19 protein-coding genes are annotated in these 18,193 nt (G+C 29.1%); 13 read left to right on the top strand and 6 right to left on the bottom strand.

Annotation, left to right across the window (positions count from 1 at the left end; all coding sequences use genetic code 11):
- Positions 1 to 339: 339 nt before the first annotated feature.
- Both KPL38_RS09670 and KPL38_RS09665 read left to right on the top strand, forming a co-directional pair.
- Positions 340 to 636 carry a hypothetical protein gene (locus KPL38_RS09670; RefSeq protein ID WP_216288934.1) on the top strand — a complete coding sequence of 99 codons (297 nt, stop codon included), beginning with the start codon at positions 340 to 342 and terminating at the stop codon, positions 634 to 636.
- A 349-nt stretch (positions 637 to 985) separates the two neighbouring features.
- Positions 986 to 1,849: a methionyl aminopeptidase gene (locus tag KPL38_RS09665; protein ID WP_216288933.1), complete on the top strand. Its 864-nt coding sequence runs from the start codon at positions 986 to 988 to the stop codon at positions 1,847 to 1,849.
- A 124-nt stretch (positions 1,850 to 1,973) separates the two neighbouring features.
- Here KPL38_RS09665 and KPL38_RS09660 read toward each other — a convergent pair whose 3' ends face one another.
- Complete coding sequence (locus KPL38_RS09660; protein ID WP_216288932.1) at positions 1,974 to 2,318, bottom strand: protease inhibitor I42 family protein; 345 nt, start codon at positions 2,316 to 2,318, stop codon at positions 1,974 to 1,976.
- A gap of 523 nt (positions 2,319 to 2,841) precedes the next feature.
- Between KPL38_RS09660 and KPL38_RS09655 the strand changes: the two genes are divergently transcribed.
- The 3 genes from KPL38_RS09655 to KPL38_RS09645 all read left to right on the top strand — a co-directional run bounded on the left by KPL38_RS09655 (position 2,842) and on the right by KPL38_RS09645 (position 8,060).
- The gene (locus KPL38_RS09655; protein ID WP_216288931.1) at positions 2,842 to 5,772 is read left to right on the top strand and encodes an insulinase family protein; all 2,931 of its coding nucleotides are present in this window, start codon (positions 2,842 to 2,844) and stop codon (positions 5,770 to 5,772) included.
- A 40-nt stretch (positions 5,773 to 5,812) separates the two neighbouring features.
- Positions 5,813 to 6,769 (top strand): phosphoglycerate dehydrogenase, encoded by a 957-nt coding sequence (locus KPL38_RS09650; protein ID WP_216288930.1) that lies wholly within the window; start codon positions 5,813 to 5,815, stop codon positions 6,767 to 6,769.
- A gap of 61 nt (positions 6,770 to 6,830) precedes the next feature.
- Entirely contained in the window at positions 6,831 to 8,060 is a 1,230-nt protein-coding gene (locus KPL38_RS09645; protein WP_216288929.1) for a competence/damage-inducible protein A, read from the top strand.
- Between the two features lie 85 nt (positions 8,061 to 8,145).
- Here KPL38_RS09645 and KPL38_RS09640 read toward each other — a convergent pair whose 3' ends face one another.
- From KPL38_RS09640 to KPL38_RS09620, 5 genes are all read right to left on the bottom strand, one after another.
- Positions 8,146 to 9,339, bottom strand: a complete 1,194-nt coding sequence (locus KPL38_RS09640; RefSeq protein ID WP_216288928.1) for a S8 family serine peptidase — start codon at positions 9,337 to 9,339, stop codon at positions 8,146 to 8,148.
- Positions 9,340 to 9,415: 76 nt separating this feature from the next.
- Positions 9,416 to 9,844 carry a DMT family transporter gene (locus KPL38_RS09635; RefSeq protein WP_281419348.1) on the bottom strand — a complete coding sequence of 143 codons (429 nt, stop codon included), beginning with the start codon at positions 9,842 to 9,844 and terminating at the stop codon, positions 9,416 to 9,418.
- 102 nt (positions 9,845 to 9,946) lie between these two features.
- Positions 9,947 to 10,432, bottom strand: a complete 486-nt coding sequence (locus KPL38_RS09630; RefSeq protein WP_216288927.1) for a dUTP diphosphatase — start codon at positions 10,430 to 10,432, stop codon at positions 9,947 to 9,949.
- The gene (locus tag KPL38_RS09625; RefSeq protein WP_216288926.1) at positions 10,386 to 10,970 is read right to left on the bottom strand and encodes a 2'-5' RNA ligase family protein; all 585 of its coding nucleotides are present in this window, start codon (positions 10,968 to 10,970) and stop codon (positions 10,386 to 10,388) included. Before KPL38_RS09625 ends, KPL38_RS09630 begins: the two co-directional genes overlap by 47 nt.
- A 38-nt stretch (positions 10,971 to 11,008) precedes the next feature.
- On the bottom strand, positions 11,009 to 11,557 hold the full coding sequence (locus KPL38_RS09620; protein WP_216288925.1) for a hypothetical protein: 549 nt from the start codon (positions 11,555 to 11,557) through the stop codon (positions 11,009 to 11,011).
- A 228-nt stretch (positions 11,558 to 11,785) separates the two neighbouring features.
- Here KPL38_RS09620 and KPL38_RS09615 point away from each other — a divergent pair, with 228 nt between their 5' ends.
- The 8 genes from KPL38_RS09615 to KPL38_RS09580 all read left to right on the top strand — a co-directional run bounded on the left by KPL38_RS09615 (position 11,786) and on the right by KPL38_RS09580 (position 18,079).
- Positions 11,786 to 11,947 carry a DUF1540 domain-containing protein gene (locus tag KPL38_RS09615; RefSeq protein ID WP_216288924.1) on the top strand — a complete coding sequence of 54 codons (162 nt, stop codon included), beginning with the start codon at positions 11,786 to 11,788 and terminating at the stop codon, positions 11,945 to 11,947.
- Positions 11,948 to 12,163: 216 nt separating this feature from the next.
- Entirely contained in the window at positions 12,164 to 13,420 is a 1,257-nt protein-coding gene (murA, locus tag KPL38_RS09610; protein ID WP_216288923.1) for a UDP-N-acetylglucosamine 1-carboxyvinyltransferase, read from the top strand.
- Positions 13,421 to 13,445: 25 nt separating this feature from the next.
- Positions 13,446 to 14,231: an MBL fold metallo-hydrolase gene (locus KPL38_RS09605; protein ID WP_216288922.1), complete on the top strand. Its 786-nt coding sequence runs from the start codon at positions 13,446 to 13,448 to the stop codon at positions 14,229 to 14,231.
- 14 nt (positions 14,232 to 14,245) lie between these two features.
- Entirely contained in the window at positions 14,246 to 14,809 is a 564-nt protein-coding gene (locus KPL38_RS09600; protein ID WP_216288921.1) for a GerMN domain-containing protein, read from the top strand.
- A 156-nt stretch (positions 14,810 to 14,965) separates the two neighbouring features.
- The gene (locus KPL38_RS09595) at positions 14,966 to 15,463 is read left to right on the top strand and encodes an SEC-C metal-binding domain-containing protein (protein WP_216288920.1); all 498 of its coding nucleotides are present in this window, start codon (positions 14,966 to 14,968) and stop codon (positions 15,461 to 15,463) included.
- Between the two features lie 139 nt (positions 15,464 to 15,602).
- Positions 15,603 to 16,082, top strand: coding sequence for a 23S rRNA (pseudouridine(1915)-N(3))-methyltransferase RlmH (gene rlmH, locus KPL38_RS09590; RefSeq protein ID WP_216288919.1), 480 nt, complete (start codon positions 15,603 to 15,605; stop codon positions 16,080 to 16,082).
- 113 nt (positions 16,083 to 16,195) lie between these two features.
- Positions 16,196 to 17,092 (top strand): metallophosphoesterase family protein, encoded by an 897-nt coding sequence (locus tag KPL38_RS09585; protein ID WP_216288918.1) that lies wholly within the window; start codon positions 16,196 to 16,198, stop codon positions 17,090 to 17,092.
- Positions 17,093 to 17,134: 42 nt separating this feature from the next.
- Entirely contained in the window at positions 17,135 to 18,079 is a 945-nt protein-coding gene (locus tag KPL38_RS09580; protein ID WP_216288935.1) for a DMT family transporter, read from the top strand.
- Positions 18,080 to 18,193 lie beyond the last annotated feature (114 nt).

The raw sequence follows: 18,193 nt of genomic DNA, 5'->3' as shown, positions 1-18,193 counted from the left end.
TAAAGAATTCTTCTAAAAATGTTTCAACAAAATTTTGATATTGAGTATGTGAAGCCTTAACAGTTAACATAAAAATCACTCCTTATAAATGAAAAATGGTAATAATATACACAATTCATTTTGCGAAATTTTTACTACTGTCAAGTCTTATTACATACTATTTAATTTAAATAAATCAATAATACTAAGGATAGCTTAGATTACCTATGCTATCCTCAATATAGAAAGCTCGAAGAAATTCTGGGGTGAAGTTGATATATGCATAAAAATGAACCTAGAATTAGCAATGGCTTGAGAGTTTCCGAGAGTACTAGATTATTTAACTGGGGGGTAAAACAAATGGAAACAAAAGATTTATTGGTTAAGATTAATTATTCACAAAAAGGTAATGACAGTTTAGCAATCACTTATTCTACCAATACAGATAAGGATAATCACTCTTCTAAATATTTGATTTGTGGGGGAATGTATAATAGAAATGGTGGAACTATAATATTTAAGGCTAAAAGCATTGAAGAAGCTACAGAAATAGCGAATAACAATTTAGTAGCCAAAGCAAGTGCTAATAAATACGAGTATCTTAAAAGAGATTATATATTAAATAATATCCAGAATTTAGATTTAATCAAATCGTAACAATAAATTATTAATAATAAGGACATTCGTTAATTAGAATGTTCTTTTATAACGTTTAATAAGCATGTAAATAAGAAAGTTATAAAATTAAATTGGTTATTACATATAATGTATTTAAATGTAATTATTAATGATATTATAAAAAGAGTTTTTTAAAATAACGGTTAATAATTAGAATTATGAACTATAATGAAAGGTGAATCATTAATATACGATGAAAACTTAATAGTTTATGAATATTTAAAAATAAAAATATACATATGCACCTTAGAGAATAATAAGTAAGATGTTATAACTAATTTGTAGTTAAAATTAATGCTTTAAATAATTTTATTTAGGAGGAAATGTAATGGACAAATTATCACGAAATGATACTTGTTGGTGTGGCAGTGGTAAAAAGTATAAAAGATGTCATATGGATCAGGATAAATTTATAAGTAATATAGAGGAAAAAGTAGGGTATGAAATACCTAGAGATATTATGAAAACAGAGGAACAAATTGAAGGTATAAGAAAAAGTTGTGTATTAACGCATGATATACTCGATATGGTTGGTAAAAAAATAAAGGTTGGAGTAACTACAGAAGAAATTAATACTTGGGTTCATGAATATACAGTTTCTCATAATGCATATCCAGCACCACTAGGTTATGGTGATTTTCCTAAAAGTGTATGCACATCTATTAATAATGTAATATGTCATGGCATACCTTGTGAAACAATTTTAAAAGATGGAGATATAATTAATGTAGATGTATCTTGTATATTAGATGGCTATTATGGTGATGCCAGTAGAATGTATGTAATAGGAAAAGGGTCTAAAGAGGCAGAAGATTTGGTACGTGTAACAAAAGAATGTTTAGACTTAGGTATAGAACAGGTTAAGCCTTTTAATACACTTGGAGATATAGGATATGCTATTCAACAACATGCAGAAAGTCTCGGATATTCAGTAGTATATGATTATGGTGGTCATGGTGTTGGATTAGAATTTCATGAAGAACCATTTGTAGCCCATGTAGGCAATAAGGGTGAGGGAATGGTAATACTTCCCAATATGACTTTTACTATTGAACCTATGATTAATGTTGGAAGTCCAGAGACAAAAGTACTCGATGATGATTGGACAGCTGTGACTGTAGATGGTTCATTATCTTCTCAGTGGGAACATACTATACTTGTTACCCAAACTGGATACGAAATACTAACTTAAAAAATATTAAGTTTTTACAATAGTTATTTTTACTTATTATTTTTTATCATATGTATTAATAATATAACATATTTAAAGATACCTCTTAGGGGTATTTTTTTATGCACAAAATTCATAAAAAATTCTATTCTACTTTTATTATATATATATATTCATCTAAGGGGGGATGATCTCTATTCCAACTTTTATAGTATGAAAAATGTATCTTAGACTCACCTAACTTCAAACATTTAAATCTCCAAATAATTTGCTGACTTCCTCCGATTATATTTGGTTTATTAAAATTAAATATTCTTTTATATTCTAAGTCAATTACTGAGGGATTAGAGACACTAAAGTACCAACAATATCCAGTAGAAGGAGACTCATCTAATTCGACAATCATTTGTTGGTTTAGTGAAACTATATTTATAAATTTAGGGCTCAAAACAATAGCATTTAATTTAGAAGATTGATATTCGTAAGTCAAGTAATCACCATCCTTAAAGCACTTATACTAGGGTTAAGCCATGCAGTTTTAACATTGAAAACACATAAATGATTATTAGCACTAATTATATATATATAAAGTTATTATTTCTTTAATGTTTCTTATTATTCACTTAAAATATAAATATTATAGTAAGTATTTAAAATAATAGTAAGGCATTTAATTATGCATGTATATTTTTAATACACACATAAGTATAATGAAAACAATAATTTACACATATACATATAAATAGTTTAATGAAAATAGTTTTTATGTAATAAACAAAGAAAAAATTTTGCTTAAATACTATAGAAATATAAATTTTAAGTTATCTATAGTATATACAAATTTAAATGAGGAAGAATAGAGATATATTATAATCTATGGTGTTAGTAACAAGGAATAAAATGGTGTATAATTAATATAATAGGATATTTTTAATATTGGTTGTATATTGCATGTTAGTTTTAGCAATATTTCAAGAAATGAAACACTTAAGGAAAGTATGAGGAGGAGACAAATGAAATTTACGATTGGCAGTACATATCATGGTTTTAAGTTAATCGAGGAGAAAAATATAAAAGAAATAAATTCAGTTACAAGATTATTCCAGCATGTGAAGAGTGGAGCTAGACTATTTCATGTAGAGAATGATGATGATAACAAGGTATTTTCTATAGGGTTTAGAACACCACCTGAAAATAGTAATGGAGTACCACATATACTTGAGCATTCAGTGTTATGTGGTTCTAAAAAGTTTCCAACTAAGGAGCCGTTTGTAGAGTTAATAAAAGGGTCTTTAAATACATTTTTAAATGCTATGACTTTTTCAGATAAAACAATATATCCTTTAGCTAGTAAAAATGAAAAAGACTTTTTTAATCTTATGGATGTATATTTAGATGCAGTTTTTTATCCAAATATATACTCTCAGCCAGAAATACTAATGCAAGAAGGTTGGCATTATGAATTAGAGAACAAGGATGATAAATTAACATATAAAGGTGTAGTTTATAATGAAATGAAGGGCGCATTTTCCTCACCAGAAGGTTGTCTTATGCGAAAAATCCAAGAATCTTTGTTCCCAGATACTTCTTATGGAGTTGAATCTGGTGGAGATCCAGAAAACATACCAGATTTAACACAAAAAGAGTTTTTAGATTTTCACAAAAAATATTACCATCCCTCTAATAGTTATATATTCCTATATGGTGATGGAAATATTGATGAACAGTTAAAATTTATTAGTGAAGAATATTTAAATAATTTTGATAAAATATCAGTAGACTCAGATATTGAACTTCAGAAACCATTTAGTAAGATGAAAGAAGTTAAGATGGATTATCCTATATCGCGAGATGATGATGAACAAGGAAAAACTTTCTTAAGCTTAAATTTTGTAGCAGGTGATAATGTTAGCAAACCAGAATTACATCTAGCTCTTGAAATTCTAGAGTATTTATTACTCGAGAGTGCTGCAGCACCTTTAAAGAAAGTACTTGTAGATGCAGGAATAGGTAAAGATGTATTTGGTAGTTTTGATAATAGTATATTACAACCAGTGTTTAGTATAATAGTTAAAAACTCTAATGAAAGTGAAAAAGAAAAATTTAAGGAAGTTGTACTTACAACTTTAAAGAAATTAGTTAAAGAGGGAATAGATAAAAAATTAATAGAAGCATGTATTAATATTACTGAATTTAAGTTAAGAGAGGCTGATTTAGGTGGCTTTCCAAAGGGACTATATTACTATATAACCAGTATGGATAGTTGGCTTTATGACAAAGATCCAATTATGCATTTAGAGTATGAAAGTTATCTAAGTAAAATAAAATCAGCTCTAACTACTAATTATTTTGAAGACCTAATAGAGGAGTATTTAATAGATAATACCCATAGTTCTATAGTAATTTTGAATGGCAAAAAAGGGTTAGCGGAACAAAAGTCTAATGCAGTAGATGAAAAGTTAGAAAAGTATAAAAACAGTCTTTCTCAAAAACAAATAGAGGAACTTGTGCAGAGTACAAAATCTCTTAAAAAAAGACAAATGACGCCGGATACGAAAGAGGTACTTGAAACAATTCCTTTACTTGAACTTTCGGATATTGAAAATAAGGTAGAGCATTTACCAATCGATGTAAAAGATGAGCATGGAGTAAAGGTATTATCGCATGATATATTTACTAATAAGATTGCTTATATAAATATGCTATTTGATGCTAAAAAAGTAGATGTGAAGTTACTGCCTTATATAACGTTACTATCAACTATTTTAGGAAGAGTGAGTACTAAATATACTAATTACTCAGATTTATCTAATGAAATTAATATTAATACTGGAGGAATTCATTTTACTACAGATGTATATGGTGAAAGTGAAAATTTTGAGCAATACAGCACTAAGTTAGTAGTAAAGGCTAAAGCATTATCAGAAAAAATTCCTAAATTATTTGATATTATAGCAGAGATAATCAGTCTTTCTAAGTTTGATGAAAAAAAACGTTTAAAAGAGCTAATTCAACAACTCAAATCAAGGTATGAAATGAAAATCCTTGATAGAGGACATATGGTTGCAGCAGGAAGGCTTACTTCTTATTTTTCGCCAGCTTCAGCTTATATAGAAAAAACTACTGGAATATCTTTTTATAAATTTATAAATGAAATCGAAAGAGATTTTGATAATAAATATGAAGAGATAATTAAAAATTTAAATAAGGTATCAAAGGTTATATTTAACAAAAACAATCTAATTATAAGTGTTACAGGGGAAGAAGATATATATAATGTTTTTGCTACTGAACTTCCCAAAGTTATAAACATTTTAGAAGATAAAAAATTACCAGACGTTTCATATGATTTTGAACTTAGCAAAGACAATGAAGGATTATTAACATCATCAGATGTTCAGTATGTAGCTAAGGGATACAATTTCATTAAGAAGGGCTATTCTTATTCAGGCAAGATGCTTGTACTTAAAACTATAGCTAGTCTTGACTATTTATGGAACAGAGTACGTGTACAAGGTGGTGCATATGGTGGATTCGCAAACATAGCTAGAAGCGGTAACATAGTTTTTGTTTCTTATCGAGATCCTAATGTTCAAGAGACATTGAAAGCTTATGACGGAATATGTGATTATATAGGAAGTTTTGAGGCATCTGAAAGAGAGATGACCAAATATATTATAGGAACAATTAGTGAACTTGATTCACCATTAACTCCTTCTATGAAGGGTGAGAGGGCTACAGCATATTATATAAGAGGTATTTCAGAGGCTCAAAGACAAGAGGAAAGGCAAGAAGTATTAGATACAAAGCCAGAAGACATTAGGTCTTTTAACAATCTACTAAGTGATATTATAAAAGAAGACTGTTTTTGTATATTAGGTAATGAAACTAAACTTAAAGATAACAAGGATATATTTACAAATATTGTAAATGTATTTAAATAAGGTGCCTTATGGCACCTTTTTTTTCAAAGGGGGATATAACATGGCTACAAAGGCACTTTTTACATATAACTATGGAGGAAATAAAATAAAAGATATAGAAGATTTTGGGTATGATATAAAGGTGATTTCAGAGCAAAGTTTAGTTTATAGTGAAGAACTTGCAGATGTAGAAGTTTTAGTTTGTTATAATCCTTTTAAAACTCTTGATATAAAAAAAATGAAAAATCTGAAATGGATTCAATTATCTAGTATAGGAATTGATCAATTGCCCATGGAGTATGTTAAAAGTAAATCTATTATAATTACAAACAATAATGGAGGTTATAGTATACCTATGGGGGAGTGGATTGTATTAAAAACCTTAGAACTTTATAAAAACAGTAAGGGATTATATGAAAATCAAAGAAATAAAAAGTGGAAGACAGATACGAGTATTCATGAGTTATATGGTAAAACTATAGGATTTATAGGAACAGGAACCATAGCCTCAGAAGCAGCAAAGAGATTTCAAGGATTTGGTGTAACCATATTAGGTGTAAATACAAATGGCAGAGCTATTGAATATTTCAATAGATGTTACTGCATGAGTGAACGTCATGAAATGTTAAAATTATGTGATGTGATTGTGGTTACTTTGCCGTATACTAAAGCAACTTATCACTTAATTAATGAAAATGAATTCATTGAAATGAAGGATGAAAGTTATTTTATAAATGTAGCTAGAGGCAGTATTGTTGATGAGCAATGTCTTATTAAAAATCTAACAAACGGTAAGTTAGCGGGTGCCGCTCTAGATGTATATGAAAAAGAACCATTAGAGAAAGACAACCCATTATGGAATTTAAATAATGTTATATTAACTTCTCATAATTCTTGGATATCAGAGATGAGAAATGAAAGAAGGTTTAAGACTATATTTGAAAACATGAGAAGATATATACGTCATGAAAAATTAACAAATATAGTAGATTTAAAAAAGGGTACTAAATGTTATTAGGTATTTTAATTATTTAATTATGTAATGATACATAAAAAACAATTAAGAGGAGGAATCTATTATGAAAGCAGAAATAATAGCGGTTGGGACAGAAATATTGCTTGGGGATATAGTTAATACAAATGCACAATATATTGCTAAGAGACTTGCAGATTTAGGGGTAACTGTCTATCATCAGTCAGTAGTTGGAGATAATACAAAAAGACTTTTAGAGGCATACACATTAGCCTTTAGTAGAGTTGACTTAGTTATAGCTACAGGTGGACTTGGACCTACAAAAGATGATTTAACTAAGGAAGTAGCTTTTGAGTATTTTAAGAAGAAAAGTGTGGTTCATGAAGCATCTTTAAAAATTATTGAGGATTATTTTAAAGATAGTAATAGACCAATGGTAGAGAGCAATAAAAAACAGGCGTATTTTCCAAAAGATGCGATTATACTTCCCAATAATAATGGCACAGCACCAGGATGTATAATAGATGAAAACGGAAAAATAGTTATTTTGTTACCTGGACCACCTTGGGAAATGAAACCTATGTTTGAGGAATCTGTAGTTCCTTATCTTAAAAAGTTTCAGCAAGGCATATTAGTCTCAAAAGTGCTTAGAGTTATTGGAGTTGGGGAAAGCACGGCAGCAGAAATGTTAGAAGACATAATGGATAACCAAACCAATCCAACGGTGGCACCTTACGCTAAAGCAGGAGAAGTAACCTTTAGAATTACTGCGAAGGCTAATACCAAAGAGGAAGGCAAAGAATTAATTGTGCCAATGGAAAACGAAATACGTAGCAGACTTGGTAATAACATTTATGGTGAAGGAGATACAACATTAGAAAATGTAATTGGTGAAATGTTAGTGAATAAAAAATTAACTATAGCTACAGCTGAATCTTGCACAGGAGGAATGGTAGCATCATCGCTTATAAACTACCCGGGAATATCTTCTGCGTTTATTGAGGGAGCTGTAACCTATTGTAATGAGGCTAAAATCAGTAGATTAGGAGTTGAAAAAGAAACCTTAGATAAATATGGTGCAGTAAGTAGTGAAGTAGCAGCAGAAATGGCCTCAGGCATAGCAAGGACGTCAGGTGCTAGTATTGGACTTTCAACCACAGGAATTGCAGGCCCAGGCGGTGGAAGCAAAGAAAAACCAGTGGGACTTGTGTATGTAGGTTTATATATAAATGGGGAAGTTAAAACTAAAATGCTTAAATTAGTTGGTAATAGGCAGAAAGTTCGAGAGAAAGCAACTATGCAGTTACTAGATTTACTTAGGAAAGAATTATTATAATATATAGGCATGGATGATTAAGGCACATATTGATATATGTGCCTTAAATTATTTTGCATAATATATATGATATTGAGTGAATTAGTTAAGGTAGTAATTTTGTTAGATCTAAAATACCAGCTCCTTGCATATATTTAGGGAAATTCATTAAACTTGAAGAAACTTTTAGCAATGCCAATATATCTTTGAAGGATAAATTTATATTTTTCTCATAGAGTAGAGCGCATATACCACTTATAAAAGCGGTAGAGCAAGATGTTCCAGTGTAGGTTGTATATAGTTTAGTAATACATGCTGGATAGAGTTTCACACCATTTTTTTCTGATACGAATTCGGTATCAGAAATTAGGGAACAAATATCTACACAGGCAGCAATTAAGTTTGGTTTATCAATTTTGTTAAAAGGACCACAAGAAGAATATTCGTATATTTCTGGATTACTCAAGCTATTATAACCACCCACAGTTATGCAATTACTAAGAGTTGCAATGCCTCTTATAGAACTTCTAACATTTTGATTACTTCCGCTAGGCACGATTACAACTAAGCCTTTTGAGATTGCAAGGTCAAAAAGCTTAGAGAATAAAGATAGTATAAATTCATTAGTTTCGAAGGTTTCAAAAGGAAGGCAAATAATCTTAATATTGAAGTCACTACTTTCATTAATTATGGTTTCTAAAGAAAGTAAAACATCAGATATGAAACCTTTTCCTAGTTTATTAAAGGCTTTAATCATATAAAGATGGCTATTTTTAGCAACTCCTTTATACATACCTTTAGACCCGTAACCACTACCACAAATTAATCCACTAACAAAGGTTCCATGACCATTATCATCATAAGGATAGGTTAAATTGTTAACTAAATCTTTAAATTTTTTAATCTTATTGCTTGGATTTATTAAATCACAATGTGGGTATACGCCACTATCAATTATGCCGATGCCGATTCCATTTCCAGTTAATTCATAACTCGTCTGAATGGATACTCCATTAGCTGCGAGTATACTACTCGCACACAAATAAGCATAAGAATCAAGTATAATGTATGATATTTGTGGATATTCTAGTAATCTATTAATAGCACTAGAGGTCAAAATAGCGCATATACAATTTATAGAAGGAATATTACGTATAATTTCACATTTCAAAGATTTAATTTTATTTACAGTTTTATCCTCAAGTGATTTGCAGTGTATTATTACTCTATAATTTTCATATAGATTACTCTGCAAAGCATATCGTAATGCAGGTTCCAATTTATTTTTGAAGGAAAACATGTATGCCTCCTAATGTATTGTTACAATATTATAGTATATGTGAAACATAAAAATATGTTAATGCATAAGAAAGTAGTTAGCATTCCCATTTAAAAACTATTATACCTACAACCATTATTCCAAGGCCTACGAACTTAGATAAGGCAAATTTAATTTGCTGGGCTCCAAACATTCCAAAACTATCAATTATACCAGCGGCCAGTAGTTGTGCAACTAGTATAATTGAGATGGAACAAGTTGGTCCCATATTTGATATTCCTAGCATAACAGAAAATATAATTATAGCCCCCAAGGCTCCACCTAGCAAATATAATTTATTTACTTCTTTTATAGCTTTAAAATTACCATTTCCAGCTATAAGCAGTATTATGAAGGTTAAAATTAACCCTGTACCTTGGACAAATACGTTAGTTTCCCAAAGACCAATTTTTTCACTTACTCTTGTATTGAAAACACCTTGAAGACTCATAGATATGCCTGCAATAATAGAAAATATTATACCCAATTACAATCACACTCCTCTAGTGTAGCTTACCCAGAATGTAATGTAATATTAAAAAAGATAATTATTGTGATATATGGAGTGTTTTTTTAAAAGATATGTGAATTAGTAACCGTTGTTTTGCCTCTCGTGATTAATTTTGTTTTTATGTAAATATGCATTTTCTATATCATCTTCACAAAAACCTAAATTTTCACCTAGAGTTAGAAAATTTTCAAATATGTTTAAATAGTTATTTATAGAAGGGCATTTGATAAAATCTGCAACATTTATATATAAGTTTAAAAATTGCTCAGATAATTCAGAGGTAACATTCTTAATTTCTGGAGTGATGTCTTGGAAGTCTTTTTCAATTCCTAGACCTAATATAAAGTGGAGGCAATCTACATATTCCTCAAGAATAACATCGTTACTTGAGGGCTTTTTAGTACTCCAAAATTTGAAGCAACGAGTCTCATTAGCGAGCTCTCCAAATTCTACTTGAAGTGATAATATTTTCTTATGTAATAGAGGAACACCTTCAAGGTGATGTTGCGTCTCAATTCTATGGTCTAATGTGTTTTGCATCTGAAATAATTTTTGTAAGTTCATATTGTTTAACCACCATTTCGTTATTATTATTTATAGGTTTCCAAAGTTCTACAGTGTCAACAGTTATAGTTTTGGAAAAGTTTTCATCCTTAGCTAAATTGCAAGCTGCTAAATATTCGCTGTTAGACCATTCTCTATCAGCAAATGTGGTGTTCGCCAATGAAATATGCAAATTCCAATCTTCAATGTGCTTTCTAACATTAAAACCTTGTAGATTTAAATTATAATTTATCTTTTTAGATAATTCATATATGATACCTTCATTCTTAATGTTTAGGTTTACGGATTTGTAGGGTGGATCAAAACATATTACACCATTCAATTTAAATTCAAATTTTGAATAATTTTTAATAATATTTTTTAGAGAGACATCCAAGTCGTAAAGACAAGGATCAGTTATTACCTCTAGAGTTATATGAAGTTTAGGCAAATTAGTTTCAGAACTGTATAGGTTATACTTTTCACATAGCGATTTTTGTATAGACTCCATATATTTATAAGAAACTTTATCAAATAAGCCAACTAAGTAATATATCATTGATTTCCCCCTCAAACCTAAATAGGAATGTATAGTTTTTAGTATTCTCTTAATGCATAAGTTTTAACTAATATTTCTTTTTTATTGTTAACTTGTTTCCACAATTCAATCCTAGAAACCTTTACAAATTTATAAAAATCATCTTTATTTAAAGTATCATCAATATAAATTGTACCAGCATTATACGATTTCTTAATGATGTGGTTAGCATTTGCGAGGAGAATACGCAGATTAATATTATTATCGTCAGTTTTAACATTAAAACCATGCAAATCTAAAGACTCAGTAATATTTCTTGCTAGGCGATATATATATCCCTGGTCATCTACCTTGAGATTAACTTGACTAAAATTCTCGCTTAAAACAATATTATTATTTATGCCAATCTTAAAATGTTTATAAGGAGCTAAAATCTTAGAAACAATAACATCTAGTTTTTCTAAATCAGGATTTGTTACTGTACTTATAGTGACATAAAGATTAGGGGAACTCTTATATAGTTTATATTTTCTACAAATATCTTTTTGTATATTTTGAACTGTTGTATTAGATAGATCATCAAATAGTGCGACTAAAAAATATTTCATTCTTTTCCTCCATGTAAAATTAATAACCAATATTGGTTAATATTATTATGAATAAATATAAGTGTATTATAACATAATTTTTAGAATTTGTAATTTCAATGTAAATTTATGTATAATAATATTTATACTTATTTGAAAGATAATAATATAAACAATATATTTATTAGAATAAATAAATATAGTTATGCTAATAATATTAAAGTAGCAAATAAATGGAGGTGTTTTTTTATGAATCATAATGACAGTATAGGGTGTGTAGTAGGGGAATGTAAATTTCATTGTACAGATGATAATTATTGTACTCTAAATAAAATTGAGGTTGTAAAACATGAAAGTGTTGCTAAAACACCAGAATGTACAGACTGTGCAAGCTTTAAATCTATGAAATAATGAAAAACAATATAAAAATCACCCGTGGTTTCACGGGTGATTTTTATATTGTTTTTAAAGTAGATATAAATGTTTCGATAAAATATTTGATAAATAAAATAATATAATTTAATAATTTAAAATAAATGTTAAAATACAATGTACTTATGGTATACTTGAGTTGTATGTAGAAATAAAAGTACTTAATATATTATATATAGTGAGGATGATACAAATATGGATAAATTGGTAATTAGCGGGGGTAAACATATCCTTGGTCAAGTTGAAATAAGCGGTGCAAAAAATGCAGCAGTAGCAATTCTACCAGTAGCTATAATAGCAAGCAAAGGTAAATGTATCATTGAGAATATTCCGGATATAGAAGATGTAAATTGTATTGAAAGAATACTTGGAAGCTTGGGTTGCAATATAAAGAGAAAAAAAGATTCAGTTACAATAGATAGTACTAATATAACTAGTATAGATGCTAATACAGAAGATGTAAGAAAAATGAGAGCATCTTATTATTTGATTGGAGCACTTCTAGCTAGGTTTAAAAAGGCTAGAGTAGCACTTCCAGGTGGTTGCCCAATAGGGGTTAGACCAATTGATCAACATATAAAAGGTTTTGAGGCACTCGGAGCAACTGTTTCTGTTGAAAATGGAGCAGTGAATGTCGAGGCTGATAAATTAATTGGGACTAGCATCTATTTTGATGTTGTTAGTGTAGGAGCGACAATAAATGTAATGACAGCTGCAACACTAGCTGAAGGCACAACCATTTTGGAGAACTCTGCAAAGGAACCACATGTTGTTGATGTAGCTAATTTCCTAAATTCTATGGGAGCTAATATTAAAGGCGCAGGAACGGATGTTATAAGAATTATAGGCGTGAAGGAATTAACAGGATGTACGTATAGTGTAATTCCAGATCAGATTGAGGCTGGTACTTTTATGATAGCGGTAGCAGCTTGTGGTGGTGAAGTAACTGTAAATAATGTTATCCCAAAACATCTTGAATCTATTTCTGCAAAACTTATGGAAATGGGAGCAGAGGTAATTGAAGGAGGAGACAGTGTTACGGTTAAGGCTAAGGGAAGACTCAAGGCTGTAAACATTAAAACTTTGCCATATCCAGGATTTCCAACAGATGTGCAACAACCAATGAATGCATTGTTATGTATTTCAGAGGGTAGAAGTATAATAAATGAAAGTATTTATGAATCTAGATTTAAACAAGTTGATGAACTGAAAAAAATGGGTGCTAACATAAAAGTAGAAGGAACTGTTGCTACTGTTGATGGAGTGGAAAAGCTTGTAGGAACAGTGGTTAGGGCATCAGATTTAAGAGCTGGAGCATGCTTAGTTATAGCAGGGCTTATAGCAGAAGGTACTACGGAAATCTTAGGTATTGAACATATTGATAGAGGCTATCCTAATATTGAGGAAAAATTTAGAAATATAGGGGCAGACATAAAAAGAGTTAGCATATAACAATTTATAATCAAAGGAGACAGTTATGATTTTTTGTCCATTATATAGTGGAAGTAGTGGAAATAGTGTATTTGTTGCGTCGAAAAACGCAAAGATTTTAGTGGATGTTGGTATGACGGGGAAGAGTATTGAAAGTGCACTTAAGCACATAAATCAAAATCCTAACGATATTGATGGCATTTTTATTACGCATGAACATTCCGATCATATAAAAGGTGCTGGAGTTATTTCTAGAAGATACGACATACCAATTTACGCAAATGAAAATACCTGGGAAGCTATGAAAACTAAGATAGGTAATGTGAAGGAACATAATATAAAAATAATTGATAGTAATTCTGTTGATATAATGGACATGCATATTGCCAATTATAATATATCACATGATGCTGCAGCACCTATAGGATATGCTTTATATAGTGGGAATAAGAAAGCATGTATAGCGACAGATTTAGGATATTTTTCAGATGAAGTTAAGACTATAATTAAAGATGCAGATGTAATACTTCTAGAGAGCAATCATGATGTAGAAATGGTGAAGTTTGGTCCATATCCGTATCCTTTAAAAAGAAGAATATTAAGTGATGTCGGTCACTTATCAAATGATGCATGTGGTAAAGCTATAGTTGAAATAATGAATGACAAAAGAAAACATATTATATTAGGACATTTAAGTAAAACTAATAATTTTCCTGAACTAGCTTATCAGACAGTACTTAACATTCTTAAAGACAATTATATTGAGGTAGGTAGGGATATTTCTCTGAACTTAGCTAAACGAGATATGCCAAGTGATGTAATTGATTTTTGAAGGAGAGATCTAATATGAAGAAGACAATCAAGATATTATTATGTTCTATTCTAGTTGTTTCAACATTGTCTTTTGGGGGTTGTGAAAAAAAAGATGATAAAAGTGTTACAAATAAAGAAAAGCTTGAAAATCTTAAGCTTCCTTTAGAAAAAGAGGGTTTTGTTCAATTAGGAGTTTATTTTGATGGTTCTAAAGATGGGTCTACTATTCAAGTTGTTAAAGATGAAAGACTTATTAATAAAGAAGAGCTTATTGGAGAAACTATTATGCAAGAACTAATAAAAGGACCTACGGTTAAAAGTGAGTTAAAGCCAATACTTCCTAAAGAGACTAGGCTACTTAGCTTTTCTATTAAAGATAGCATTGCTTATGTGAATTTAAGTAAAGAGGCTAAAATGAGTATGTCTGTAGTAAAAGAGGGAAGCTGTCTAAAAAGTATAGCAGCATCACTAACTCAATTAGCATCAGTAAAAAAGGTGAAAATTACAATGGAGAATAAAGACATCAATACTATAGGTGGGAATTTTAATATATCTAAGCCTTTTACTAAAGATAATATTATTCCAATAAAAAAATAATATTATTCCAATAAAAAAATAATGTATAGATAAAAAGTATAAATATCTTATATAATTGGAAAATATCTTATATAATTGGAAAATATAAATATGTAAGTTGAGAATAAGTGAAAAATTGATTATAATAAATACAGTATTATTAGGAGGAGAAAAAGAATGAGTTTATATAAGGAATGGACAGATATGGTGGTTGATTATGTTAAACGTCGAGGGGAACCTGCATTTTGGCATGATTATGGAGAAATTGAAAAACGCATATATACTAAAGTATTATCAAAATATCAAGATGAAGTTAAGGGTACAATGGACGAACTTGCAAAATATTTTGAAGTATCGAATATATATTTTATGGGATTTACTGATGGCATAAATGATAGTCTTTTAGAACCTGTTGTACTAGAAGAAACTGAAGCTGACACAGAAGTAAATTTTAAAATAGATTTTGAAAAACTTTATTTTAATATGTTAGATGCAAAAGCAGATTATTTGTATGAATTACCACAATGGGAAGGTATTTTTTCAAAGGAAAAAAGAAAAGAAATTCAAAGAAATTATAGAGATTCTAAAATGGTAGTTAATAATAATAAAATTGGCAGAAACGATCCATGTCCTTGTGGAAGCGGGAAAAAGTATAAAAAATGTTGTGGAAAATAGTCTCAGTATAATTTTGTAAAATAATTAACTATAGTAAAAACTTTGCACTTTGTGGCAGGGTTTATTTCTTTTTGGATTATGTGATGTTTGGTGGAGATGTATTATAATATTAATATAAGTTAAATAAGGGAGAAGCAGAATGAACATAACTGTAATTTGTGTGGGAAAAATAAAAGAGAAATACTTAAAAAGCGCAATCGATGAATATACAAAAAGACTAACTAGGTACTGTAAGCTTAGTGTTGTTGAATTAGGGGATGAAAAAACACCAGATAATGCTTCTGAAAAGGAAAATGTATTAATAAGAAAAAAAGAAGGAGATATTATTCTTTCGAAAATCAAGGATAATATGTTTGTGATTGCATTGGAGTTAAAGGGCAAGATGTTATCCTCAATAGAGCTGTCAGGTTTTATAAAGGATCTAGGAATAAGGGGTGAGAGTAATGTAGCTTTTATTATTGGAGGCTCATTAGGCTTATCAGAGGCTGTTTTAGAAAGGTCGAATTACAAACTATGTTTTTCTAAGCTGACTTTTCCACATCAGTTATTTAGGGTAATACTTTTAGAACAAGTGTATAGATCATTTAGAATAATAAGTGGTGAACCGTACCACAAATGATGAATGGTTTTCTAATCTATATGTTTTTAATTAAATATTAAGGTATAATTTTACAGCTCCGCAAGAGATAATTTAATTATATGTGTTATATTAAAAAAAAGAAGGTGATTATTATGACATATTTGAATATAAAACCATTAAATGAAATATCAAAGGATATACTTAGCAATAAATTAATTAAAGGGAGATTATTAAGGTTTATTGTTTTAGGGGATAGCCATGTTATATATAATACAGATAGTTATCTTGAGAAAAATGCATTCTTATACAATAAAATATTAATGAAAATTAATGATAGAATAGAAAGTAGCTATTTTAAACCTGATTTTATAATACATGGTGGGGATGTTGTTAATAATGGAAATGATGAATTAAGTTTTAAACTTTTTTACAAATTAACATATGATGAGTTAATACATAAAGGTATTCCAGTTTTCGTTTCCATAGGAAATCATAATTATGATATATTGAAAACTGAATCTAATACTAAAAACTTTCATAAATTTATTGGAAATACCAGAGGTGATATATGTATACCTGGCACAAAGGTTAGGTATATTTATCTAAATACACATTACTGCTTTGAATCAATAGATTCAAAACCAATTATATATTCATATTTTTCACAAAAAAAGAATGAGGATATTGATTTACTAAAAAAAATGAACCCCAATAATATCTATTTAATTGATTTTCATAACACTTTTAGAATGAAAGGTATCAATGATAGTTTACCCCAAACAGATTACCATTATTTACAAGAAATTCAGAAAAATTTATTTAGAAATAGTGTAAATCCTAATGCTAAAATAGGTGCTATTTTTTCACATCATATGCATACCATGATGCAATGTAAGTTTAATGTGAATAGTTGTAACAAGGATGTTCCTTTTTTGATTAGTGGAAAGGGTGGTAATTGTAATATTAATAATTCTTATGGAAGTTATTATGAGATTATATTAGACATGATTACTAATAGCATAAAATGTAATCAAATAATAATATCTTAGCAACCGTTGAATAACAAACATTAAGAAAGGATTTTGATTAACTTGAATGAAAAGAATATTTTTACAAATAAAAAAATTGTGGCAATTGTTGCAACATTATGTTGCTTTTTATGGGGAAGTGCTTATCCTGCAATAAAAAATGGGTATATATTGTTTAATATAGCCACTGGTGATATTCCATCAAAATTTGTATTTGCAGGCTATAGATTTATTATAGCAGGGATAGTACTACTTATTATTTCACAAAAATGTGGAAGGAAAATATTTAATGTTACAAAGGACAATGTTAAAAGTTTATTTTATTTAGGATCTAGTCAAACAGCATTGCAATATATATTTTTTTATGTTGGGGTAGCTAATACAACTGGAGTCAAAAGTTCTATAATGAATTCTACGGTTACATTTTTTAGTGTTATTTTAGCTCATTTTATATATACTAATGATAAGTTAAATATGCAGAAAATAATTGGGTGTATTGTAGGATTTATAGGAGTTATGATTGTAAACTTTAGTTCTGACTTATTAAATTTTTCTTTCAGTTTTAAGGGAGAAGGTTTTATAATAATTGCAGCATTTATTTTCTCAGCAAGTGCTATTTATGCGAAAAAACTTACGAGGACTATGGATGTAATGGTAGTAACAGGTTATAGTCTTTTTATAGGAGGAATAATATTAAATCTACTTGGTAGCTTATTAGGTGGTAGAGTATATAATTTCACATTTAGCTCCTCATTAATATTAATTTACTTAGCTTTATTATCATCAGCAGCATTTTCATTATGGAATCAACTCTTGAAATATAACAAAGTAGGGCCTGTATCTGTTTTTAATTTTTTAACACCAATTTTTGGTGCTATATTATCAGGAATATTCCTGAAAGAAAATATTTTTGAGTATAAGAATATGATTGCATTATTACTTGTTTGTTTAGGAATATGGATGGTTAATAAAGAAAAAGCACATGCTACAAAAACTAATTACGCTTAGGATGGGAGAGTGTCTATCTTAATAGAATTATCAAAATTAGGTTGTCCATATTTCTTTGACAATACCTATGTTGTTAAGGGTTTAGTTAAATTTAACTAAACCCTTAACTATAAT

It is taken from the genome of Clostridium psychrophilum (assembly GCF_018861705.1).
In the GTDB taxonomy this organism is placed as follows: domain Bacteria; phylum Bacillota; class Clostridia; order Clostridiales; family Clostridiaceae; genus Clostridium_AD; species Clostridium_AD psychrophilum.
This window is presented reverse-complemented; position numbering and strand designations above follow the sequence as displayed.

Coding starts and splice junctions, on each gene's coding strand:
- KPL38_RS09665 (WP_216288933.1), top strand. CDS start 986: ATGGACAAATTATCACGAAATGATACTTGTTGGTGTGGCAGTGGTAAA.
- KPL38_RS09600 (WP_216288921.1), top strand. CDS start 14,246: ATGAAGAAGACAATCAAGATATTATTATGTTCTATTCTAGTTGTTTCA.
- KPL38_RS09605 (WP_216288922.1), top strand. CDS start 13,446: ATGATTTTTTGTCCATTATATAGTGGAAGTAGTGGAAATAGTGTATTT.
- KPL38_RS09655 (WP_216288931.1), top strand. CDS start 2,842: ATGAAATTTACGATTGGCAGTACATATCATGGTTTTAAGTTAATCGAG.
- KPL38_RS09595 (WP_216288920.1), top strand. CDS start 14,966: ATGAGTTTATATAAGGAATGGACAGATATGGTGGTTGATTATGTTAAA.
- KPL38_RS09640 (WP_216288928.1), bottom strand. CDS start 9,339: ATGTTTTCCTTCAAAAATAAATTGGAACCTGCATTACGATATGCTTTG.
- KPL38_RS09625 (WP_216288926.1), bottom strand. CDS start 10,970: ATGATATATTACTTAGTTGGCTTATTTGATAAAGTTTCTTATAAATAT.
- KPL38_RS09615 (WP_216288924.1), top strand. CDS start 11,786: ATGAATCATAATGACAGTATAGGGTGTGTAGTAGGGGAATGTAAATTT.
- KPL38_RS09585 (WP_216288918.1), top strand. CDS start 16,196: ATGACATATTTGAATATAAAACCATTAAATGAAATATCAAAGGATATA.
- KPL38_RS09670 (WP_216288934.1), top strand. CDS start 340: ATGGAAACAAAAGATTTATTGGTTAAGATTAATTATTCACAAAAAGGT.
- KPL38_RS09650 (WP_216288930.1), top strand. CDS start 5,813: ATGGCTACAAAGGCACTTTTTACATATAACTATGGAGGAAATAAAATA.
- murA (WP_216288923.1), top strand. CDS start 12,164: ATGGATAAATTGGTAATTAGCGGGGGTAAACATATCCTTGGTCAAGTT.
- KPL38_RS09630 (WP_216288927.1), bottom strand. CDS start 10,432: ATGAACTTACAAAAATTATTTCAGATGCAAAACACATTAGACCATAGA.
- rlmH (WP_216288919.1), top strand. CDS start 15,603: ATGAACATAACTGTAATTTGTGTGGGAAAAATAAAAGAGAAATACTTA.
- KPL38_RS09620 (WP_216288925.1), bottom strand. CDS start 11,557: ATGAAATATTTTTTAGTCGCACTATTTGATGATCTATCTAATACAACA.
- KPL38_RS09645 (WP_216288929.1), top strand. CDS start 6,831: ATGAAAGCAGAAATAATAGCGGTTGGGACAGAAATATTGCTTGGGGAT.